Annotated in this window: 17 protein-coding genes; 12 read left to right on the top strand and 5 right to left on the bottom strand. The window is 70.0% G+C overall.

What is annotated here, in order from left to right:
• Positions 1-19 precede the first annotated feature (19 nt).
• The 11 genes from KF903_RS06890 to KF903_RS06940 all read left to right on the top strand — a co-directional run bounded on the left by KF903_RS06890 (position 20) and on the right by KF903_RS06940 (position 14,966).
• A complete protein-coding gene (locus KF903_RS06890) occupies positions 20-1,324 on the top strand; it encodes an outer membrane beta-barrel protein (protein WP_291212892.1) in 1,305 nt (434 codons plus the stop codon).
• A gap of 9 nt (positions 1,325-1,333) precedes the next feature.
• A complete protein-coding gene (locus KF903_RS06895; protein WP_291212894.1) occupies positions 1,334-2,137 on the top strand; it encodes a polysaccharide deacetylase family protein in 804 nt (267 codons plus the stop codon).
• The gene (locus KF903_RS06900; protein ID WP_291212897.1) at positions 2,134-3,276 is read left to right on the top strand and encodes a glycosyltransferase family 2 protein; all 1,143 of its coding nucleotides are present in this window, start codon (positions 2,134-2,136) and stop codon (positions 3,274-3,276) included. The genes KF903_RS06895 and KF903_RS06900 overlap by 4 nt, the downstream gene beginning before the upstream one ends.
• A 3-nt stretch (positions 3,277-3,279) precedes the next feature.
• Positions 3,280-4,515 (top strand): glycosyltransferase, encoded by a 1,236-nt coding sequence (locus tag KF903_RS06905; RefSeq protein ID WP_291212899.1) that lies wholly within the window; start codon positions 3,280-3,282, stop codon positions 4,513-4,515.
• Positions 4,508-5,665: a glycosyltransferase family 4 protein gene (locus KF903_RS06910; RefSeq protein WP_291212902.1), complete on the top strand. Its 1,158-nt coding sequence runs from the start codon at positions 4,508-4,510 to the stop codon at positions 5,663-5,665. The genes KF903_RS06905 and KF903_RS06910 overlap by 8 nt, the downstream gene beginning before the upstream one ends.
• Positions 5,658-7,454: an asparagine synthase-related protein gene (locus KF903_RS06915; protein WP_291212905.1), complete on the top strand. Its 1,797-nt coding sequence runs from the start codon at positions 5,658-5,660 to the stop codon at positions 7,452-7,454. The genes KF903_RS06910 and KF903_RS06915 overlap by 8 nt, the downstream gene beginning before the upstream one ends.
• The gene (locus tag KF903_RS06920) at positions 7,444-8,634 is read left to right on the top strand and encodes a glycosyltransferase family 4 protein (protein ID WP_291212908.1); all 1,191 of its coding nucleotides are present in this window, start codon (positions 7,444-7,446) and stop codon (positions 8,632-8,634) included. Before KF903_RS06915 ends, KF903_RS06920 begins: the two co-directional genes overlap by 11 nt.
• Positions 8,635-8,637: 3 nt before the next feature.
• Complete coding sequence (gene asnB, locus KF903_RS06925; RefSeq protein WP_291212912.1) at positions 8,638-10,506, top strand: asparagine synthase (glutamine-hydrolyzing); 1,869 nt, start codon at positions 8,638-8,640, stop codon at positions 10,504-10,506.
• Between the two features lie 3 nt (positions 10,507-10,509).
• Positions 10,510-11,823, top strand: a complete 1,314-nt coding sequence (locus KF903_RS06930) for an O-antigen ligase family protein (RefSeq protein WP_291212915.1) — start codon at positions 10,510-10,512, stop codon at positions 11,821-11,823.
• The gene (locus tag KF903_RS06935) at positions 11,820-13,385 is read left to right on the top strand and encodes a lipid II flippase MurJ (RefSeq protein WP_291212918.1); all 1,566 of its coding nucleotides are present in this window, start codon (positions 11,820-11,822) and stop codon (positions 13,383-13,385) included. Before KF903_RS06930 ends, KF903_RS06935 begins: the two co-directional genes overlap by 4 nt.
• Positions 13,386-13,577: 192 nt before the next feature.
• Positions 13,578-14,966 (top strand): hypothetical protein, encoded by a 1,389-nt coding sequence (locus KF903_RS06940; protein ID WP_291212921.1) that lies wholly within the window; start codon positions 13,578-13,580, stop codon positions 14,964-14,966.
• A 46-nt stretch (positions 14,967-15,012) separates the two neighbouring features.
• On the opposite strand, the gene KF903_RS06945 is transcribed toward KF903_RS06940, so the two are convergent.
• Positions 15,013-15,756 (bottom strand): YdcF family protein, encoded by a 744-nt coding sequence (locus KF903_RS06945; RefSeq protein ID WP_291212924.1) that lies wholly within the window; start codon positions 15,754-15,756, stop codon positions 15,013-15,015.
• A 131-nt stretch (positions 15,757-15,887) separates the two neighbouring features.
• On the opposite strand from KF903_RS06945, the gene KF903_RS06950 reads away from it, so the two are divergent.
• The gene (locus KF903_RS06950) at positions 15,888-17,360 is read left to right on the top strand and encodes a hypothetical protein (protein ID WP_291212927.1); all 1,473 of its coding nucleotides are present in this window, start codon (positions 15,888-15,890) and stop codon (positions 17,358-17,360) included.
• 40 nt (positions 17,361-17,400) lie between these two features.
• On the opposite strand, the gene galE is transcribed toward KF903_RS06950, so the two are convergent.
• From galE to KF903_RS06970, 4 genes are read right to left on the bottom strand one after another with little or no spacing between them, the layout of a single operon-like run.
• On the bottom strand, positions 17,401-18,393 hold the full coding sequence (gene galE, locus KF903_RS06955; RefSeq protein ID WP_291212929.1) for a UDP-glucose 4-epimerase GalE: 993 nt from the start codon (positions 18,391-18,393) through the stop codon (positions 17,401-17,403).
• Positions 18,390-20,072: a hypothetical protein gene (locus KF903_RS06960; protein WP_291212932.1), complete on the bottom strand. Its 1,683-nt coding sequence runs from the start codon at positions 20,070-20,072 to the stop codon at positions 18,390-18,392. Before KF903_RS06960 ends, galE begins: the two co-directional genes overlap by 4 nt.
• Entirely contained in the window at positions 20,069-20,848 is a 780-nt protein-coding gene (locus tag KF903_RS06965; RefSeq protein WP_291212935.1) for an alpha/beta fold hydrolase, read from the bottom strand. The genes KF903_RS06960 and KF903_RS06965 overlap by 4 nt, the downstream gene beginning before the upstream one ends.
• Positions 20,845-21,663, bottom strand: coding sequence for an alpha/beta hydrolase (locus KF903_RS06970; RefSeq protein ID WP_291212938.1), 819 nt, complete (start codon positions 21,661-21,663; stop codon positions 20,845-20,847). The genes KF903_RS06965 and KF903_RS06970 overlap by 4 nt, the downstream gene beginning before the upstream one ends.
• Between the last annotated feature and the right edge of the window lie 4 nt (positions 21,664-21,667).

Genomic DNA, 21,667 nt, shown 5'->3' on the forward strand with positions numbered 1-21,667 from the left:
CTGACATGGAGCAGCATCGATGCGCATCCCCGTTCGCGGTCCACTCGCCCTCGCCGCGGCGCTGTGCGCCGCAAGCGCACCTGCGCTGCACGCGCAATCCGCGTTCAACTACTCGCTCGGCATCGAGCTGGAGCGCAACGACAACATCAATCTCAGCCGCGACAACCCGGTTGGCGCCACGGTACTGACGCCGACCCTCGCCTTCGACCTGCAGCAGCAGGGCGCCGTGCTCACGGCCAGCGCGGCCGGTTCGCTGTCGTGGCGCGACTACCTCGACGGACCGTTTTCCGACGAATTGCGCGGCCTGTTCGCCGGCACCGGCGTGTGGGCGATCAGCCCCGGGCGCCTGGATTGGGTGGCCGAGGACTATCTCGGCCGGCAGCCGATCAACGTGCTGCAGGTCGACGTACCCACCAACCAGCAGCAGACCAACGTGTTCAGCACCGGGCCGACCCTGCACCTGCACCTGCGCGAGGACCTGCAGGGGCGGCTCGACCTGCGCTACACCAACACCTACGCCGAAAAGACCGGCGAATTCGACAGCAGCCGGCTCAGCGCGCTGGCGCAGCTGGCCTGGCTGCTCAGCCCCGGCGACACCCTGGCCGCATCGCTCGGCAGCAGTCGCGTGCGCTACGACCGCCAGGTGTCGCAGCCATTCGACTACGACCGCAACGATGCCTATCTCGGTTACACCCACGCCACCGACGCGATCAAGCTCGAGTCGGTGGCCGGCTACAGCTGGCTGGATCTGCGCGCGGCGGGCCAGCACAACGGCAGCCTGCTCAAGCTCGCGCTGCGCTGGATGCCATCGCCGGCAACCGATCTCGGCGTGAGCGCGGTGCGGCAGATCGCCGACGCGAGCCAGGACCTCATCGTCGACCCGACCGCACTGGGCGATCTGGGCATCGGCAGCGGCCGCAATGGCGCCGTGATCTCGCCGCAGTTGTACGTCGAAAAGCGCATCGACCTCGACTTCAACCATCGCGAGGCACGGTGGAGCATCGCGCTGGCGCCGTTCTGGCGCCAACTCGACTACATCGATGGTGCGCTGCTGAGCCAGCATTCGCTGGGCTGGACCGCGAGCGTCGACTGGCGCCTGCGGCCGAACCTGACGCTGTCGGCATCGACCGGGCGCGAACGCCGCGACTACCGCGACATGGATCGCGTCGACACCGACCTCACCAGCTCGGTCGTGCTGCAATGGCGCCGCACCAGCCACTGGTTGTGGCAGCTGCGCGCCACCCACGCACGTCGCGACAGCACGCTGCGCGCGGCCGGCTACCGCGACAACGCCATCATCCTGTCGCTGGCCTATACGCGCTGACGATCGCCGATGAGCAGCACGACCAAACCGGGCCGCGCGCCACGCGCCATCGCCCTCATGTACCACGCGATCGGTGGACCCGACCGCGCCGACGCCGCGCAGGATCCGCACTACACGGTGGCGGCGACGCACTTTGCGCAACAGTTGGACACGCTCGCGCAACTGGCCGGCGGCGCCACCAGCGCGCGCGACTGGCTGGCAACGCCGGACGCCGCGCCGGCCGTGCTCACCTTTGATGATGGTCACGCCAGCAACCACTTGCTGGCCTGGCCGGCCTTGCTCGAACGCGGCATGCGCGCCGACTTCTTCATCAACCCGGGCAAGGTCGGCGAGCCCGGGCTGGCAAGCTGGAGCGCGCTGCGCGAGATGGCTGCCAGCGGCATGTCGATCCAGTCGCATGGCTGGAATCATCGCTATTTCACCGAACTCGACGCGCCGGCGCTGCGCGAGGATCTGCGCCGCTCGCGCCAGACGATCGAGGACCACATCGGCGCACCGGTCACGCTGCTGGCGCCGCCCGGCGGGCGCATGCACGCCGACCTGCCGCGCATCGCGCGCGAATGCGGCTACACGCACGTGCTCGGTTCACAACCGGGTCCGCTGCGGCATGCTCGCGGCGCGCAGGCGCTGCCGCGCCTGGCGGTGACGGCAGCGCTCGATGCCGCCACACTGGCCGGCTGGCTCGCCGGACGCGGGCTGGCGCGGGCACGACTGCGTTACGAGCTGCTCGGCCTGGCCAAGCACACGCTCGGTGACCGCCGCTACGAGCGCTGGCGCGCCCGCCTGCTCGGACAGGAGATCACCGCGCGATGAAATGGCTGTTCCTGCTGAGCCTGCTCGCGCTGGGCTGGACCTATTTCGGCTATCCGCTGGCAATGCTGGCGCTGGCGCTGTATCGCCCGCGCCGCGTACGCGGCGCGCCGTGGGAACCGCGTGTGGACATCGTCATCGTCGCCCACAACGCCGCCGACACCCTGCCGGCACGGCTCGCCAACCTCGCCGCGCTCGACTATCCGGCCGACCAGCTGCGCTTCCACGTCGCCTCGGATGGCTCGGAGGACCGCACCGCGGCGATCCTGCACGAATGGAGCGATCCGCGCCTGCGCGCCCATGTGTTTGCCTTGCGCCGCGGCAAGTCGGCCTGCCTCGCCGACATGGTGGCGCTGCTCGACGCCGACGTCGTGGTGTTTGCCGACGTGCGCCAACGCATCGAGCCGGCGGCGCTGCGGGCGCTGGTGCGGATGCTGGCCGAGCCCGGCGTCGGCGCGGTCGGCGCCGAGCTCGCCTTCGAGCGCAGCACCAGCAGCTACGGCGACGGCGCCGACTTCTACTGGCGTTACGAGACCTTCATCCGCAGCCAGGAAGCGATCAGCGGTTCGGTGGTCGGCGTCAGCGGCGCGCTGTACGCGGCGCGGCGCACCTTGCTGCCGGCGATTCCGCCCGGCCTCATCCTCGACGACGTATGGATCCCGCTGCAGATCGCCGCGACCGGCGCGCGCATCGCATTCTGCAGCGAGGCCCGCGCCTGGGACCGCCCGCCGGGCGATGCCGCCACCGAAGCGGCGCGCAAACGCCGCACGCTGGCCGGCAATTTCCAGCTCATCGCGCGCGAACCAACCTTGCTGCTGCCGTGGACGCATCCACTGGGCTGGCGCCTGTGGGGCCACAAGTGGCTGCGCCTGCTGGCGCCGTGGTGCATGCTGACCCTGCTGGTGAGCAACCTCGCGCTCGTCGGCCACTCGCCGACCTGGACCGCGCTCGCACTGGCCCAGCTCGCGTTCTACGGCGCCGCCTTGGCCGCGCTCGCGCGCGCTTCGCTGCTGCGCCTCATGCCGGTGCGGGTCATCGCCACCTTCGTGCGGATGAACGGCTATGCGATGCTGGGCCTGTACGACTTCCTCACCGGCCGCGCCGCCGCGACCTGGTCGGTCACCCGTCATTCCAATCCCTGAGCCATGAATCCCAGCCCCGCCCCGCCGACGCTGCGCGTCCTCTATGTCGTCTCGCTGTTTCCGTGCTGGTCGGAGACCTTCATCGTGCGCGAGATGCATGCCTTGCGCGGCCGCGGCGCGCAATTGGCCATCCTGTCGCTCAAGCCGGCCAGCGAGAGCATCGTGCAGGACCGCGCCGCCGTGCTGCTCGAGCACACCCTGCATCCGCGCGGCACGCTGGCCTCGATCGCGGCCCTGCTCGGCCTGCTGCTGCGCCGCCCGCTCGTCACCGGCGGTTTCCTGCTGCGCCTGTGCGGCGGCCTGTGGCGCCAGCCGCGCGTGCTGTTCAACAGCCTCGGTGCGCTGTGCCGTGCCGCAGGACAGTGGCGCCAGATCCGCCAGTTCGATCCCGACCTCGTGCATGCGCCATGGGCCACCTACCCGGCCACCGTGGCCTGGTTTCTCGGCCGTCTGCTCGGCAAGCCGTTCTCGTTCACGAGCCGTGCCCACGACATCTTCGTCGAGGATCAGATGATGGCGGCCAAGCTCGCCGCCTGCGATCTCGCCGTCACCATCACGCGCAACAACGTGCGCCACATGCAGCGCTGGATCGACCCACCCGGTTCGATACCGATCCACGTCATGCACTCGGCGCTCGAGCTCGAACACACCCGCTACAACCGCGACGACCGCCTGCCGCACCGTCTGCTGGCGGTCGGCCGTCTCGATCCGATCAAGGGGTTCGACGTGCTGCTCGACGCACTGGCGCTGCTGCGCCAGCGTGGCATCGCTTTCGACGGCACGATCATCGGCGAAGGCGACGAACGCGACCGACTCGCCGCGCAGCGCGATCGCCTCGGCCTGCACGACCTGGTCGACTTCGTCGGTGCCCGACCACACGCCGAGGTGAGCCGGGCGATGGCGCGGGCCACCATGATGGTGATGCCCTGCGTGGTGACTCCCGAAGGCAATGCCGACGGCATCCCCAACGTGCTGACCGAGGCAATGGCGGCCGGCTTGCCGGTGGTCAGCACACGCGTGTCGGGCATCCCCGAACTCGTCGACGATGGTGTCAGCGGACTCCTCGTCGACCAGCGCGACGCGCCGGCGCTCGCCGATGCGATCGCGGCCATGCTGGCTGACGCGACCCTGCGCGATGCCTGCGCCGCCGCCGGGCGGGCCAAGGTCGAACGCGAATTCGACGTGCGCATCGAGGCGGGTCGCCTGTTCGACTGCTTCCGTGAGGTGGTCCATGGCTGAGCGTTCGCGGACCCGCGTGCTGGTGGTGAGCGACGAGATGGAAGTCGGCGGCAGCCAGCGCCAGATCGTGCACCTGCTGCGCGGACTCGATCGCACGCGCTGGGACGCGGAGCTGCTGTACTTTCGCCAACGCTCGTTCCTCGTCGACGAAGTGCGCGCAGCCGGCCTCGCGATCCACGAGCTGCCCAAGCGCCACCGCGTCGATGGGCGCTTCATGTGGCGCCTGCTGATGCTGCTGCGGCGCGGCCGCTACGACATCGTGCACTGCTATTCGCTGACCGCCGAGCTGTGGGTGCGCGCATTGCTGCCGCTGCTGCCCGCCTGCACCTTCATCGCCTCGGTGCGTGGCTTGTGCCTGCACCACACGCCCGCCCAGTGGCGCCAGAAGCGCTGGATCGTGCGCCGCGCCGACGCGGTGATCGCCAATGCACGCGCCGGGGCCGCCGTCACCGCCGCCCGCGCGCACCTGCCGCGCGAGCGCGTCAGCGTGGTACCCAACGGTGTCACGCTGCCGCCGCCGCTCGACCCGGCGCAGCGCACCCAACTGCGCGCCTCGCTGGCGCTGCCGGACGGACGCGCCTGCGGCCTGTTCGTCGGCCGCCTGGTCGCGATCAAGAACGTCGCACTGCTGCTGCGCGCGCTCGCGCAACTCGCGCCGGCGCAGCGCCCATACCTGTTGCTGGCCGGCAGCGGTCCGCTCGACGAAGCGCTGCGCGCGCAGGCCACGGCGCTCGCGCTGACGGATGACGTGCGCTTCCTCGGCGAGCGTGACGACGCGCAGGCGCTGATGCAATGCGCCGACTTTCTCGTGCTGTGTTCGCGCGAGGAGGGGCTGTCCAACGTCGTGCTGGAAGCGATGGCGGTGGGCTGCCCGCCGCTGGCCTCGGCGGTCGGCGGCAATCCCGAACTGATCGAACACGAGCGCAACGGCCTGTTGTTTGCCGACGATGATGCCGACGCCCTGGCGGCGGCGCTGGCGCGGCTTGGCGCTGATCCCGCACTGCGCCTGCGCCTGGGCGCGGCCGCGCGCACCGATGCGCAGCGCGATTTCACCATCGAGGCGATGGTGCGCGGCACCGAAGCGGTGTACCTGCAGGCATTGGCCCGCCATCGCGCGCACTTTCCCGTCGAGGGCGCCGCCCATGTTTGAGCCATCCCCACGCGCCGGCGTCATCGGCGATTTCATCTGCGCCTTCGGGCCGCAGGCGGCGCACGCCGTCGGTGCACCCGATGGCTTCGCGCTCAGTGGCGCCACCGACCTGTGCATCGCCAGCCGCGGCGCGGTGCGCCATGGCCAGGTCGGCGCCAACCACTGGCTGGCGCTGGCCGACCTCGTCACCGGCGACTGCGACGACGGCGTCGCCGCGCTGCAGGCCGGCACGGTGCCGCAGGCGCACTGGCGCGGCCGCTTCGTGCAACTGGTGTGGAACGCCGCGCGCGACCGGCTGGTGGCACTGAGCGACCACTTCTCGACGCTGCCGCTGTACGTGCTCGAGCACGGCCCGAACGTGCTGCTGGCGACCGACCTGCGCCTCATCCTCGCCAGCCCGCTGTGCAGCCGCGCGGTCGACCCATTGGCGCTCTACCACTACCTCAATTTCGCCTACGTGCCGGCGCCGCTGACGATCTGCCGCGGCGTGCAGCACCTGACTCCGGCCACGCGCTACGCCTGGCACGCTGGCAGCGGCACCACCTCGCGCTACTGGTTGCCCGAGTACCCGCAGGACCTGCGCGGTGACGACGCCACGCGCGCCAGCGCGCTGCGCGAGCAGATCGTGGCCAGCGTGCACGACTACCGCCCCGGCCGCGCCGAGGGCTGGGGCTGCTTCCTGTCGGGTGGCACCGACAGCTCGAGCATCGTGTCGATCCTCGCCAGCCAGGACCGCGCGGAGACCGTGCGCAGCTTCTCGATCGGCTTCGCCGAGGCCGGGTATGACGAACTCGGCTACGCCGAACTCGTCGCGCGCAGGGTGCATGCGCATCCGTACACCGCGCAGGTGGGCCGCGACGACAGCATGCACCTGCTGCAGCAGGTGGTCGACGGCTGGGACCAGCCCTTCGGCGACGCCTCGGCCGTGCCCACGCTCGCCTGCGCGGCACTCGCGGCGCAGCACGGCATCGACATGTTGCTGGCCGGTGACGGCGGCGACGAGATCTTCGGCGGCAACGAGCGTTACGCCAAGGACCAGGTCATGGAGCGCTTCCATCGCCTGCCGGCGCCACTCAAGGCGGTTGCGCGCGGCATCGGGCGGCTGGCCGGCCGCTCCTCCTCGCGGTTCCTCAACCGCATCGACAATTTCACGCGCCGCGCCAGCCTGCCCAACCCCGACCGCTTCTACACCGACGACTCGTTCGGCTCGGATGACTACGACAGCCTGCTGAGCGCGGACTTCCGCGCCCAGGTGCCGCGCGATGCCTCGCTGGAGTTCATGCGCGGCATCTACGCGCTTGGCGATGCGGCCGATCCGCTGCACCGGATCATGCGGCTGGACCTGCAAATGGCGATTGCGCAGAACGATCTCGTCAAGGTGCAGGGCGCCTGCCGCGCCCACGGCATCAGCGTGCGTTACCCCTACCTCGATCCGCGCCTCGTCGACTGGACCGGCCACCTGCCGGCCGACTGCAAGGTGCGCGGCACGCACAAGCGCTACCTGTTCAAGCAGGCCATGGCCGGCATCCTCCCCGTCGAGGTGCTGCGCAAGAAGAAGCAGGGCTTCGGCCTGCCGGTCGCGGTATGGCTGCGCAGCGACGCGGCGTTCGGCCGCTACGTGCGCGAGGTGCTGTTCGATGCGCGCACCCAATCACGCGGCCTGTTCCAGCGCGCCTGCGTCGAACGCCTGCTGGCCGAGCACGAGCGCGGCAGCTGGGACCACTCGCGCGGCATCTGGCAACTCGTGGTGCTCGAATTGTGGCTGCGGAGGCATCTGGATGTCGCCTGAGCCACGGCCGCTGCACGTATTGATGGTGCTCGAGAGCAACTTTCCGGTGGTCGGCGGCGGCGGGGCCGAGTCGCAGGTACGCACGCTGGCGCTGGGCCTGCGCGAGCAGGGACATCGCGTTACCGTACTGACGCCGTTGCACGACCGCGCGCTCACGCCGGCACGCATCGGCCGCCACGCCGGCATCCCGGTACTGCGCCTGGACTATCCGCGCATCCGCCTGCTCGGCAGCCTCGTGCTGTGGCTGCGCCTGCTCGCCTTCCTCGCCCGCCGCGGCCGTCGCTACGACGCCTGGCACGTCCACATCGCGCACTACCTCGGCGCCTTGACCGCGATGATGGGCGAACGCCTGCGGCGGCCGGTCGTGGTCAAGGTGTCGGGCTGGTGGGAACTGCGCAAGGGCCTGCTCGGCGCTGCGCGCGGCCCGGTGGCACGCCTTGGCCGCCGCTGGCTGCGGCGGGCCAGCGCGCAGCAGGCGATCAGCCGGCGCATCGAGCACGAACTGCTGCGCCTGGGGTTTGCGCGCGAACGCATCGTGGCGCTGCCCAACGCGATCGACACGCGCCGCTTCGCGCTGCGCGCCGCACCGGCCGCGGCAGGCCACCCGGCCGCGATCTACGTCGGCCGCCTGGTGCCCGAAAAGGGCCTGGACCTGCTGCTCGATGCCTGGGCCGACGCCTTCGGCAACTGTGCCGACGCGCGCCTGCGCCTGGTCGGCGCCGGTCCGCTCGACGCCGCGTTGCGCGCCCGTGCCGCGCAACTGGGCATCGCGGCTCAGGTCGAGTTCCTCGGCCAGCGTACCGATGTCGCCGGCCTGCTCGGTGCTGCCGATTTCGGCGTGCTGCCCTCGCATATCGAGGGCCTGTCCAACACGCTGCTCGAGTTCATGGCTTCGGGTCTGCCGGTGGTCGCCAGCCGCGTCAGCGGCAGCGAGGATTTCATCGTCGATGGCCGCAATGGCTGGCTGTTCGAAGCGGGCGCGCGCGCCGAGCTGGCCGAGCGGCTGCGCGCGGCGGCGCAATGCGGGCGCACCGGCCTGTACCGGCTCGGCTGCCAGGCGCGCGAGGACGTGTGTGCGCGCGCCGATCTCGCCGTCGTGGTCGCGCGCCTCGTTAGCCTGTACCGTGGTGGGCAGCCGGACGCCATGATGGCGCCGGCCGCGGCAGACAAGGGAAGCTGATCCGTGTGTGGAATCGTCGGCATCGTCGTTGCACCGGGCCAGGCGCCGCCCGACGCGCGCGTCGGACAGGCCATGAACGATGCGATCAGCCATCGTGGCCCCGACGACGCCGGCTTCCATCACGACGCGCGCGTGCTGCTGGGCATGCGCCGACTGGCCGTGATCGATCCTGCCGGTGGTCACCAGCCAGTGACGGCCGATGGCGGCCACATCCAGCTCGTTTTCAATGGCGAGATCTACAACTATCGACAACTGCGCCGCGAGCTGGAGCTGCTCGGACGTCGCTTCCATACCGCCTCCGACAGCGAAGTGGTGGTGCAGGCGTTTGCGCAATGGGGTGAGGACTGCTTCAGCCGCTTCGACGGCATGTTCGCGATCGCGGCCTGGGATGACCGCACCCGGACACTGGTGCTCGCGCGCGACCGCTTCGGCGAAAAGCCGCTGTTCTACGCCCACGACGCGCGCCGGCTGCTGTTCGCCAGCGAGCTCAAGGCGCTGCTGCAGGTGCCGGGTTTCGCGCGCGAGATCGACGCCGCGGCGCTGCGCTCCTACGTGCGCTACGGCTACGTGCCGACACCGGCCAGCATCTTCGCCAGCGTGCGCAAGCTGCCACCCGGCTGCACCCTGCGCTGCCGCGATGGCCACATCGAGCTGACGCGCTACTACCGGCTCGACTTCGCCCGCAAGCAGGTCATCGATCCGCGCGAGGCCGAGCATCGCCTGGCCGAATTGCTCGATCGCGCCGTGCACAGCCGCATGGTGGCCGACGTGCCATTCGGTGCCTTCCTGAGCGGCGGCCTCGATTCGAGCACGGTGGTGGCGCTGATGACGCGGCACGCCTCGCAGCGCGTGCGCACCTACTCGATCGGGTTCAAGGAGGCGGCCTGGAACGAGCTGTCCGACGCGCGCCGGGTCGCCGAGCACCTGGGCACCGAGCACCATGAGCTCGTCGTCGAGCCCGATGCGGTGGACCTGTTCGAACAGCTCGTGTGGTACCTCGACGAGCCATTCGCCGACTCCTCGGCGGTGCCGACCTTCCTCGTCTCCAAGCTGGCCCGTTCGCAGGTGACGATGGTGCTCACCGGCGACGCCGGAGACGAAACCTTCGCCGGCTACACGCGCTACCTGCGCTTCCTCGCCATGCAGCGGCTCGGCCCGCTGGCGCGACCGGCGGGCTGGGCCGCGCGTCAGGCCGGGCGCATGCTCGGCGGCGCGTTCGGTTTTCGCCTGCGCGGGCTGGCCGAGCGCATGCGCATGCCATTCCCCGACAGCTACCTCGGCGGCGTGGCGATGAGCCGCCCCGGCACCGTGCGCGACCTGCTCGGCGCCGACGCGCCGGCCGACTACGTCGATCCGCTGCGCGCGCTCGCCGCCGCTGGCAGCGCGCAGCATTCGCTGCTCGACCGCATCATCGAGATCGATTTCGGCAGCTATCTGCCCGATGACATTCTGGTCAAGGTCGACCGCATGGCGATGGCGAATTCGCTCGAGGGGCGCGTGCCGTTCCTCGATCCGGCGCTGGTCGAGTTTGCAGTGAGCCTGCCCGACGGCCTGCGCGTAGCCCGCGGCCGTGGCAAGCACCTGCTGCGACGCGTGGCCGAGCGCTGGCTTCCGGCCGACGTGCTGGCCAAACCCAAGCAGGGGTTCGGCATTCCGCTCGCGCAATGGTTTCGCGGACCGCTGCGCGCACTGGCCGAGGACCTGATTGCCAGTCGCGCGTTCCGCGAACGTGGCCTGCTCGATCCGGCCGCGGCTCGCGCCTGCCTCGACGACCACCTGGCGGGGCGCGCCGATCGCGGTGAGACGCTGTGGTTGATCCTGTCGCTCGAATTGTGGGCCCGCCGTTTTCTCGATTCGCCGGCCGCGGGCTGAACCATGCTGCGCCTGCTGCTCGCCCTGCAGATCCTTTACACGGTCTACCAGAACCACTACGTGTTCGAGTCGGGCGTGCCCGGGGTCAACCTGCCCAACGCCTTGTTCCTCGTCACGCTGGTGTTGCTGTGGTCGTCCGGCAAGCGCGACGCGGTGGCGCCGCAGGCGATGCTGCGCGGCGCAGTGCTGCTGTTCATGGCGATGCTCGCGTTGGCGTTCGCGATCGCGCAACTGCGCGCGCCAGGCGACCTCATGGCCGACCTGACCTATCTCAAGAATGCACTGTTTGCGCCACTGCTGTACTTCATGTACCTGCACTGCAGGCAGGACCTCAAGAACACGCGCCTGCTCGTGATCGTGGTGATGGCGGTCGCGGCGCTGGCCGCCGTACAGGCGATCCGGCAGGGCTTCGACTACGGCATCGGCAACTACGTGGAAAGCCACCGTGCGGCGGGCCCGTTCGGCAGCAACTATCGCGACGCCAACCGCGCCGGCGTGTACTACGCGATGTTCCTGCCGCTGTTCATCGGCATGGCCCTGTTCGCGCGCGACAAACGCTGGCGACTGGCCGCGCTCGCCGGCGTCGTGCTGCTGGCCATGGCACTGTTGTTCACCTATTCGCGCCAGGCCTATTTCATTGCCGTGTTCGGCCTGGTCGTGCTGTTGTTCCGGCGCAGCGTGCTGCTGGCGCTCGTGCTCGGGGTGGCGCTGGCCTCGCTGATCGGCTACCTGCCCGACAGCGTCACCCAGCGCGTGGCCGGCACTGAACAGCAGGGGCCACACGGCGAGGATCAGGTCGACGAGAGCACGGCCAGCCGCTGGGAAATCTGGACCGGTGCGCTGGCGATGTGGCAGGACCATCCGGCCGGCGTGGGCCAGAACCGCTTCAAACAGGAAATCGGCCACTACTCCGCGTTCCGTGGCTACGATGCCCACAACTTCTACGTGCTGACATTGGCCGAAGGCGGCCCGCAGGCGCTGCTCGCGCTGCTGCTGCTGGTATGGGCGACATTCCGGCTCGGCACCTGGCTGCGCCGCAAGGCGCCACCCGACGACCCCGAGGCGCAGGCGCTGGCGATCGGCTTCAGCGTGTGCGCCGTCTGCATGGCGCTGGGCAACCTGTATGGCAGCCCGTTCCTCGAAGGCAATGTCATGGGCACGTTCTGGATCCTGTGCGGCCTGCTCGAGCGCTACATGCTGCTCAAGACGCAGCAGGCACCAAGCGCATCGGCGCCGGCCCCTCAGGCCGCTGCCAGCGTGTTCGCGCGCTACCCACTGGCCGCGCGTGCGCGCGGCATTCCGGCGCGGCGTCCGTGAACACGCCACATCGCGCCGTGTTCGCGCTGTCCACGCTCAACCTCGCGGGCAAGTTCCTCGCCATCGGCAAAACCCTGATCATCGCCACGCTGTTCGGCACCAGTGGCATGCTCGATGCGTTCTGGGTGGCCTATTCGCTGCCGCTCATGCTGCCCAACCTGCTCACCACGGTGATCACGGTGGCATTCGTGCCGCGCTTCGTGAAGAACCTGGAAGGCCGCACCGGCACCGTGGCCTGGCGCGGTGCCAACACGCTGTTCACGCTCGCGATCGGACTCGCACTGGTGACCTGCCTGGCGATCCTGTGGCGTGCCGACGTGCTCGTGCGCTGGCTCGCGCCGGGTCTTGCAAGCCCCTACCGCGAGCAGGCGATCCAGATGGTGCGCCTGATGCTGCCATGCATGCTCATGCTCACGCTGTCATCGCTGCTGTCGGCGCTCGGCAATGCGCGCGAACGCTTCGTGTTGCCGGCACTGAACGGCGTCATCAACAACGTCGCGATCATCCTCGTGGCGCTGCTGCTGGCGCACCGCCTCGGTGTGCAGGCGCTGGTGGTTGGCGTCACGCTCGGCTTCTTCGTGCATCTGTGCATGCTCGTCTACGGCAATCGCGACCTGCTGCGCGACAGCCTGCGCCCGGCGTTCGCGTTCAGCCATCCGGATTTCCTGCGGCCACTGGCGCATCTGCTGCCGCTGCTGGTCGGCTCGATCGGCGCCACCATGACCGCGCTCGTCGACCAGTATTTCGTGTCGCGGCTCGATGCCGGCTCGATCTCGGCACTGACCTACGCACTGATGATGGCGATGCTGCCGGTCGAAGTGTTCGCGCAGGCGATCATCACCAGCTACTACCCCGCGCTCGGACGCGGCGTGGCGGCCGGCGACCACGACGCCGTCGCCGGCGCCTGGCGCAGCGGCCAGCGCATGATCCTGCTGCTCACGCTGCCGTGCGCAGTGCTGCTGATCGGACTGGCCAAGCCGATCGTCATCGTCCTGCTCGAACACGGCCGCTTCGATGAACACTCGACCGCGCTCACGGTCGAGGCGATGACGATCCTGTCGATCGGCATGGTGTTCCGCGCCCAGGCCTATTTCAGCTACCGCGTGCTGCACAGCATGATCCGGCCGTGGACCCAGGTCGCGATCGGTCTGGCCGGCGTGGCCACCTGCATCGGCCTCAACCTGGTGTGGGCACAACGCCTGGGCCTGCGCGGCGTCGCGCTGTCGGCCACGCTGTCACAGTTGCAGTCGGCGCTGATCGCCGGGCTGGTGGTGCGTCAACTGCTGCGTGGCACCGGCGCGCTGCCGCGCCTGCTGTCACCGGCCATGCTGATGCCGATGTTGGTTCTCGCACTGGGCACCGTGCTGGCACGCTGGCTGGTGCCAACCAGCCTCTACACCAGCAGCCACCGCGGCTGGGCCATCGCCTGTGGCGCGGCGGCAATGCTTGCGGTACTCGCCGCAGGTGCGCTCGCGGTGCGTCTGCGACTGCCCGAAGCGGTCGCGCTGCTCGACAGACTGCGAGCCCGCGTGCGGCGTCAGCGCGGCACTCCGGTCGTGTGAAGGCGGTACCGCAGGTCGGCCAAGCAGCGCCTGCCGAGCTTCGCCGTCAACGCTTTTTTCACGCTGGGTCAACACTTTACACGGCTCTTTACACAATCAACCGCAATGCGTGGCGCAAGCTGCGACACACGTCCCATATTCAGTGAGAACGGGTCAGGAGAATGCCGATCACCCCCACCACAGTAGTCCGTCATGTTTGTGTCCGTGATCCGCTTTGCCACGCTCGCCCTGCCCGGCATCGCCCTTTCCTCGCTCTGCCTCGTTGCACCCACCCATGCCGCCGCTGCGGCTGACACCGTCTTCGCCAGCGGCTTCGAATACGCGGCCATCAGCGCCGGTCCCTGCCGCAATTTCTATCCCGATGGCTTCAGCCTGCTGCAAGGACAACTCAATCCGCCGATCGGCACGCTGTCCAAGCCGGCCAAGGGGCAGGTGTTCGCCGATCCCGGTTTCGACACCTGCATGGTGCGCGTGACCCAGCACGACGTGGAACCGCCGCAGACCTTCGCCCGCAACGACTATTCGCGCCGCCAGCCGTTCAACGCCGACAACAGCCGCCTGCTCGTGTACGGTTCGGGCGGCTTCTGGCACGTCTACGACGCCAACACGCTCGCCTTCTACAAGACGCTCAGCGGTCCGGCCGGAGACTCCGAGGTGCAGTGGCACGCGACCGATCCCGACACGATCTACTACATGCCGACCAATGGCGGCATGAACATCTACAAGCTCGACATCCGCACCAACACGCACCAGACCGTCGCCGATTTCAACGGACGCCTGCCGTGGTCGGATGCCAAGCGGCTGTGGACCAAGAGCGAAGGCTCGCCGTCGGCCGACGGCAGGTACTGGGGCCTGCAGGCCGAAACCAACAATTTCGCGATCCGCGGCTACGTGGTCTATGACCTGCAGCAGGACCGCATCGTCGGCACGCGCAGCGCGAGCGTGCGTCCCGACCACACCAGCATGTCGCCATCGGGGCGTTGGTTCACGGCCTCCGACGACACCCTCGGCACCTGGGCCTGGTCGCCCGACTTCTCGCAGAAAAAGAAGCTGCACCACAAGTCCGAGCATTCCGACATCGCGCTGGGCGCCAATGGCCACGACCTGTATGTGGCGATCGATTTCCAGAGCAATTCCGGCGATGTGTTCTACACCGACATCGACACTTGCCCGGCCGTGGCGGCCGATGCCGACCCGGCCAGCGTCCCGGTGTGTCCGCGCACCGTGCTGTTTTCGACCTATCTCAATGGCGCCTCGACATCACTGCACATCTCGGGCAAGGCCTATGCGCGGCCGGGCTGGGTACTGATCTCGACCTATGGCACGCGGCGCGATCGCAGCGGCGCGGCGCCGTGGTTCACCGACAAGGAGATCGCGGTCGAGCTCAAGCCCAATGGCCGCGTCTACGGGCTGGGCTTCCACCACGGCGGCGCCGATGGCTACTGGACCGAGAACCAGGGCGCAGTGAGCCGCGACTTCACGCGCATCGCCTTCAACTCCAACTGGAATACGGGCAGCGCGACCGACGTCGATGACTACATGATCCAGCTGGCGCCGGGGATGATTCCCGCCTCGCAATGAGCGGGCGACGCCAGTCCTGCAGACGGCCGCCGATGGCGGCCGCTGCTCATGGCGCGTGCGCGGTGTCGAACGCGGCGCGCACGCGGTAGGCCGCCTCACCCACCAGTTCGTGCAGCGCCTGTTCGGCCTTGACCGTCGCGCTGCCGCTCGGCAGCAGGTAGCCGACGCCGGTGAAGCGCTGGTAGCGCGCGTCGACCGGATAGGCGCAGGGCTCGAAGCCGGCGCTGCGAAACGCGAACAGCGCCCGCGCCATGTGCAGTTTGGATGTCACCAGCCAAATGCGACGCGGCAGCGCTGGCTGCAGCGCGGCGCTGGCCTGCGCGTTGTGCCAGGTGTCCCGCGAGTGGGTCTCCACACGCAGCAGTGCCGGGGCGATGCCGAGTTCGCCGGCGAGGCTCGCCATCAACGTGCTATTGGCGATGCGCCAGCCGCTGCTGCCGACGATGAGCAGCGGCAGATCGGCGTGGCGGCGCTGCAGGTCGACTGCGCCGAGCAGGCGCTGCAGGCTGGCGAGGTCGAGCACGGCATAGTCGCGCTCGTCCTTTGGTCGACCGGTCACACCCGCCGACAGCAGCACGATCGCCTGCGGCGCCGGGCCAGTGCAGGCTTCGACACCCGGTGCGCGCGCCTCCTGCAGCCCCACCAGCGCATTGGCGCCGAGCGGCGTGGTCAGCACCAGTGCCAACACCGCGGCTGCGCCGCACAGCCAGCGCAACCGTCGCCAGCCGCGCCGCTGGGCCAACCATGCGCCGATCGCAAGCAGCAACAGCAATCGCAGTGGCGACAGCATCGCGGGTTTCCTGAACGCGAGCCGGGCAGTGTAACGGCAGCGGCCGCGCGGCTGCGCGGCGCCAGCGCGACTGCACTACGATGGCGCGGTGCCCAGGCGCCCGTCAGCGCCATCGACCCGGAGTCCGCCGCATGCGCCGCGCCATCCCGTCTGCGCCATCGGCGCCGGCCTCGCCGGCGCGCCCCTTCGTGCTGCTGGCCCTGCTCGTCGCCGGCACGGCCACGGCGGCCGCATCGGAACCGGCCCACTCGAGCCATGCGCTGCGGCCACCCAGCGCTGCCGCCGACATCGCCACCGACTGCGCTCGTGATGTGTATGCCCACGAACCGGTCGCTGCGCTGTCGTCTCTGCAGGCCAGCGGCTGGGATCAATCGCAAGTCGCGCTCGCCAAGCCGACCCGTGGCGTGCCGCTGCGTGACAGCGCCGGCACCTGCGTGGTGCGCGTCACCGACCACGACGCCGACTCAGTCGGTGATTTCGCCCGCAACGACTATTCGCGCCGCCAGGCCTTCAATGCCGATTCCAGCGTGCTGCTCGTCTATGGCAGCGGCGGCTACTGGCACCTCTACGACGCGCGCAGCCTGCGCCACCTGCTGCGGCTGAAGGGCCCGGCCGGCGACGCCGAGCCGCAATGGCATCCGACCGATCCGAACACGCTCTACTACCTGCCCACCAATGGCGGCCTGGAGATCGACGCGCTCGACATCCGCACCAACCGCTCGCGTGTGGCGGCGAACCTGCGCGACCGCCTGCCGTGGCCCGACGTGACCCACTTGTGGACCAAGGACGAGGGTTCACCGTCGGCCGATGGCCGCTACTGGGGCTTTCAGGCCGAGGCCGGTACCGCGTTCGCGATCCGCGGCTATGTGGTCTACGACCTGCAGCAGGATCGCATCGTCGGCAGCCGCGCCAGCAGCGTCCGACCCGACCATGTCAGCATGAGTCCTTCGGGACGCTGGTTCGTGAGTTCGGGTGACGATGACGGCACCTGGGCCTGGTCACCCGACTTCAGCAGCAAGAAGAAACTGCACCACAAGTCCGAACACTCCGACCTCGCCTTCGGCGCCGATGGCCACGATCTGTACGTGTCGGTCGATTTCCAGAGCAACGGCGGCGATGTGTTCTACGTCGATATCGACCAGTGCCCATCGGTGCCGGCCACGACGCCCGCTGCCAGCGTGCCGCCCTGCCCGCGCACGGTGCTGTTTCCGACCTACATCGATGGCGCCCACACCTCCCTGCATTTTTCCGGCAAGGCCTATGCCCGACCGGGTTGGGTGGTGGTGTCGAGCTATGCCACGCAGCCCACGCGCAGCGGCCAGTGGCCGTGGTACACGAACAAGATCTTCGCGCTCGAACTGTCGGCGCAGCCGCGCCTGTTCGCGCTCGGCCGCCATGAAGTCAGCCACTACGTCGGCTACTGGACCGAGCCGCATGCGGCGCCCAACCGCCAGCTCGATCGGGTGGTATTCAATTCCAACTGGAACACCAGCAGCAGCAACGACGTCGACGACTACATGATCGTGCTGCGCGAGGGCGCCCTGCCGGCGACAACACCGCGGCCCGCGGCAAGCGACACTGCGCGCCGCGAGTCCGCGCGGTGATTTGACCGCACCGTCGCCGGGACCGGCCCGGATGACGCGCTCAGGACGCCCGTTGCTGCAGGCGACGCTCCCAGGCCAGCGCCGTGCGCGCAATCTCGTCGAGATCGTCGTGACGCGGCTGCCAACCCAGCAGCGTGCGGATGCGCTGCGCGTCGGCCACCAGCGCCGGAATGTCACCCGCGCGGCGCGCCTGCTCGACCACGCGCAGGCGCGCACCGCTGGCGCGCTCCACCGCAGCGATCACCTCGCGCACCGAATAGCCATGCCCGTAGCCGCAGTTGAGCGTGAGCGAGGCACCGCCGCGCCGCAGGTGCGCCAGCGCGCGCAGATGCGCCGCGGCCAGATCCTCGACGTGGATGAAATCGCGGATGCCGGTGCCATCGGGCGTCGCGTAGTCGGTGCCGAAGATCGCCAGCGCCTCGCGCTGCCCGGTGGCGACTTCGCAGGCCACCTTGAACAGCAGCGTCGAGCCGCGCGTGGACAGGCCGATGCGCCCCTGCGGATCGCAGCCGGCGACATTGAAATAGCGCAGGATCACGTGGCGCAGGCTGGCGTTGGCGTCGAGGTCGCGCAGCATCCACTCGCTCATGAGCTTGGAGCGGCCGTAGGGACTGATCGGCTCGGTTGGCGTGTCCTCGCTGGCGCGGCCATCGGCGTTGGGCCCGTATACGGCCGCGGTCGAGGAGAACACGCAGTGCTGCACGCCATGGCGCACGCAGGCCGCGAGCAGGTTGCGCGTGGCGCAGGTGTTGTTGCCGTAGTAGCGCAGCGGATCGGCCACCGATTCGGGCACCACGGTGCGTGCGGCGAAATGCAGTACGGACTGCACTTGGTGGCGCGGCAACAGATCATCGAGCAGCGCCGCGTCACCGACGTTGCCGACCACCAGCGGCGCATCGAGCACCGCCTCGCGGAAACCCGTGCTGAGGTCGTCGAGCACCAGCACGGGCAGGCCGGCCTCGCGCAGCTGGCGCACCACATGGCTGCCGATGTAACCGGCGCCGCCGGTGACGAGGATCGTGGCTTGCGTCATGTGCGTTCCTCCGCGATTGCGCGCTGGCGCCAGCGCGCGACGAGGCGCTTGGCGTCGATGATCTCGACGCCGGCGGCGGCGCTGTAGGTATGGCAGCCGCGCAGGCCATGGCGCCAGTCCGGTTCGATGCGGCCGAGCGCCCGCTCCGCGTAGTGTTCGGGATCGAGCCGCGTGACTTCGTTGAACACCACGGCGTAGCCGTACTCGACGCTGCAATCCTGCGCCGGCCGGATCAGGCGCCCTTCGTGCATGAACAACTTGCCGGCCGGTCGCGCGCGCCGCACGTCGCTCAGCAGCGGATTGGCCGGATGCGCACGCCAGGGCCCCAATGGCGTGTCGGCGACGAACAGGAACAGATCGGTCCACACGCGGCGGTCGACGTCGAGCGGACTTTCGCTGATGCAGGCGAACAGGTACCAGTGGCGACCATCGTGATGCAGCGTGCCATCGACCACGTTGCGCCCGCGCACGAGTTCGGCGACCGGCTCCCAACGCGCCGGAAAGTCGAGCGCCCGGTACAGCACGAAGTTGCGTGCCGCCGATGATTCCACGCTCAGCCACCACGCATCGTCCCACCGGTACACGAGCGGATACGACAGATGCCAGGCCAGGTCGAGCACGACCTGCGCCTGTTGCGGACGCAGCGCGGCGTCGAGCTCGGCCACTGCGATGCGACCGCGCCGCGTCGCATGCGGACATTCCTCGACGAACAGCCAGCGGCGCCCGTCATGCTCGACCAGGCTGGGATCGGCCCAGAAGCGCCCGGCCGGCGTCGCCAGCAACTGCCAGTCGGCGGCCTGCGGCTGCCGCGGGTCGAGCGGCGTGCCACAGCGCGCCGCCAGCAACCAGTCCTCGGCACGGCCCAGGCGCGGCAGATGACGCCGCGCCGCCCGCCACAGCAGGCGCAGCACGAACCCACCGAGCGCGAGCGCGCCCGGCGCCGCGAAGGTTGGTGGCGGTGCGGCCGGTGGCGCGTGGCCGCGAGCGAGCTCGCGCAGCAGGCGTGCCAACGTCGCCGGCACGCGCAGCAACTGGCAGGCGCGGTTGCGTGCGAACGACAACTGCGCGGTGGCGCTGTGGTCGACGCCGAGCCAGCGCCAGTCGGCGCCATCGTGGACCACGATGCCACCGGCGCTGGTGACCTCGCCGCGCCACAGCGGCGCCAGATGGCGCAGGCCGTGCCCGTGGCCGTCGGTAGCGTCGCGTTCGAAAAACCAGCTCGCGCGCGTGGCGAGCGCAGCGAGGTCCGCCGCGGCCGGCGGCAGACCGAAGCCGAGCAGCACGTCGGCATCGAGGCCGCGCACCAGCGCGCAGCCTTGGGCGTCGAGCTCGAGCCGGCCCGCGCGCTCGACCGCCGGCACCGCATGCAGCGGCAGCGCCGGCAGGCGTGTGCGCAGATCCACGCTCGCGGTGGCGCGGCGCGCGCTGCCGGCCAATCGCGCATCGAGGCGCAGGAAGGCGGCGAGGGCACCCCGCGGCGCCGCTGCCGGCGGCAGCGGCACCTGCAGCAACGCCACCAGTTCGCAGGCCCCGGTCGTTGTCAGTGCGGCCAGGGTTTCGGCCAGCCAGGCCGGCACCAGCAGACGATCGAGCAGTACCACCACGCGCAACCGACGGCCGTGCGCAGGCAGGTCCGCGTACAGTGCAGTGGCCTGGTCGGCGACGCCGGTGGCGGTCATGCCAACGCCCGCGCCCAGTCGATGATGGCCTGCTGCAGGCGCTGCCGATCCTCGTGGCGCATGAACATGTGGTCGCAGTCGGGCCAGTGGTGCAGGCGCACGCGGGCGCTGCGTGCGCTGGCGCCGTAGGTCGCGGCGAACTGGCGTCGATCGGTGAAATAGGCAGCGGCGCCGCCGGTGTACAGGGCCAGCAGCGCCACCCCGCGCGCAACGAGTTGCGCCGCCTGCCGGCGCGCCGCGGCCGGGTCGGGCCAGTCGCGCAGGTCGCGGTCGCCGAGTGCAGCAACATGTCTGCGGCGCAGGCGTCGCCACACGGTCCTGACCGCGCTGCCGCCGCGACCGAGCAGCAGGCGCAACTGGCCAAGGCGGAACCACGCGCCACGCGCCGCATACGGATCGAGCAGCAGCAGCCCGCACACGCGCGCATCGGTCAGCGCCACCTTCCAGGCCTGGTCGGCCGCGCTGCACAGGCCGCCGAGCACGAAGCGGCTGGCGCCGCTGATGGCGCACAGGCGGTCCAGGCCCTGCACGAGCACGGCCACGTCGTCGCCACGCTTGGGCGGCGCATCGCCCACCCCCGGTTGGTCCACGCGCAGCACCGCAATGCCGTCGCGCGCCAGTGCGCGGGCGAGATCGACGTGCAACCGGAACGGTCCGCTGCGCGGGATGAAACCCGCGTTGAGCAGGATCCACAGCGGGCGCGTGGTCGGCTGTGCGGGCCGCGTCAGGATGCCGGTCAGGCCGCCACCGAGGTCGAGCGGAACTTCCTCGATCATGCCGCCTCCGCGCCCGGCGCGAGTCGCGCCAGGGCCTCGATGCAGGCCGCCACCGGCGGCGTGATGAAGGTCGCGCGCAAATCGATGCGTTCGTGCCAGGCCGCCGCCGCGGCTGGCAACGCGTGCCACGTGGTGGCGCGCGCGAGTGGCGCGGCGCGCTCATCGTCGACCACATGCACGGGCTCGACAGCGGACTCGAGCAGCGCCTCCAGATCCTGCGCCGCGAGTTCGGCGCGCAGCGCGGGCGGGCAGTATGCGGCCAGCAGCCGCTCGGGGTCGCTCGGCCACGGCTGCGCGCCGAGGAATGGGTAACGTTGGCGCGAGGCGCGCTCGCGGCGGTCCATCGCGATCAGCTCGTCGAGCCAGACCTGGCCGCGCGGCAAGGGCTGCCACAACCACAGCGGCAGCCGATGGCAGCGCGCCAGTCGCGCCGCGATCCAGCCACCGGCGCGCGCACCGAGCACGCTGCATGGCAGCGCCGGGGCCCGGCGCGCGAGTTCGGCCAGCGCAACCTCGGCATCGGCGACCGCGCCGGCGAGCGTGAAGGCGCTTTCCTCGCCCCACGAGTCGCCACTGCCGAAGTAATCGAAACGCAAGCTGGCGATGCCGCGTTCGGCCAATCGCGCCGCTACCAGCGACAGCAGCCGGTAGCTGAGGAAGTGCTCGTGGAAAAATGGCGGACACAGCAGCAGCGCGGCACGTGGCACCCCCTGCGCGGGGCGGAACACCGTCGACAGGCGTCGCTGCGGGGCGCCCGCGAACGCGAACTCGTGCAGAGCCTCGCCACCACGCGCGGGCGACGTCGACGCAGGCACGGCC

Source organism: Dokdonella sp. (assembly GCF_019634845.1).
GTDB lineage: Bacteria > Pseudomonadota > Gammaproteobacteria > Xanthomonadales > Rhodanobacteraceae > Dokdonella_A.

Excerpts from the sequence above, each read along its gene's own strand:
- KF903_RS06945 (WP_291212924.1), bottom strand. The coding sequence starts at position 15,756 with ATGCTGTCGCCACTGCGATTGCTGTTGCTGCTTGCGATCGGCGCATGG.
- KF903_RS06900 (WP_291212897.1), top strand. The coding sequence starts at position 2,134 with ATGAAATGGCTGTTCCTGCTGAGCCTGCTCGCGCTGGGCTGGACCTAT.
- KF903_RS06930 (WP_291212915.1), top strand. The coding sequence starts at position 10,510 with ATGCTGCGCCTGCTGCTCGCCCTGCAGATCCTTTACACGGTCTACCAG.
- KF903_RS06950 (WP_291212927.1), top strand. The coding sequence starts at position 15,888 with ATGCGCCGCGCCATCCCGTCTGCGCCATCGGCGCCGGCCTCGCCGGCG.
- galE (WP_291212929.1), bottom strand. The coding sequence starts at position 18,393 with ATGACGCAAGCCACGATCCTCGTCACCGGCGGCGCCGGTTACATCGGC.
- KF903_RS06915 (WP_291212905.1), top strand. The coding sequence starts at position 5,658 with ATGTTTGAGCCATCCCCACGCGCCGGCGTCATCGGCGATTTCATCTGC.
- KF903_RS06920 (WP_291212908.1), top strand. The coding sequence starts at position 7,444 with ATGTCGCCTGAGCCACGGCCGCTGCACGTATTGATGGTGCTCGAGAGC.
- KF903_RS06895 (WP_291212894.1), top strand. The coding sequence starts at position 1,334 with ATGAGCAGCACGACCAAACCGGGCCGCGCGCCACGCGCCATCGCCCTC.
- KF903_RS06910 (WP_291212902.1), top strand. The coding sequence starts at position 4,508 with ATGGCTGAGCGTTCGCGGACCCGCGTGCTGGTGGTGAGCGACGAGATG.
- KF903_RS06960 (WP_291212932.1), bottom strand. The coding sequence starts at position 20,072 with ATGACCGCCACCGGCGTCGCCGACCAGGCCACTGCACTGTACGCGGAC.
- KF903_RS06905 (WP_291212899.1), top strand. The coding sequence starts at position 3,280 with ATGAATCCCAGCCCCGCCCCGCCGACGCTGCGCGTCCTCTATGTCGTC.
- KF903_RS06940 (WP_291212921.1), top strand. The coding sequence starts at position 13,578 with ATGTTTGTGTCCGTGATCCGCTTTGCCACGCTCGCCCTGCCCGGCATC.
- KF903_RS06890 (WP_291212892.1), top strand. The coding sequence starts at position 20 with ATGCGCATCCCCGTTCGCGGTCCACTCGCCCTCGCCGCGGCGCTGTGC.
- KF903_RS06965 (WP_291212935.1), bottom strand. The coding sequence starts at position 20,848 with ATGATCGAGGAAGTTCCGCTCGACCTCGGTGGCGGCCTGACCGGCATC.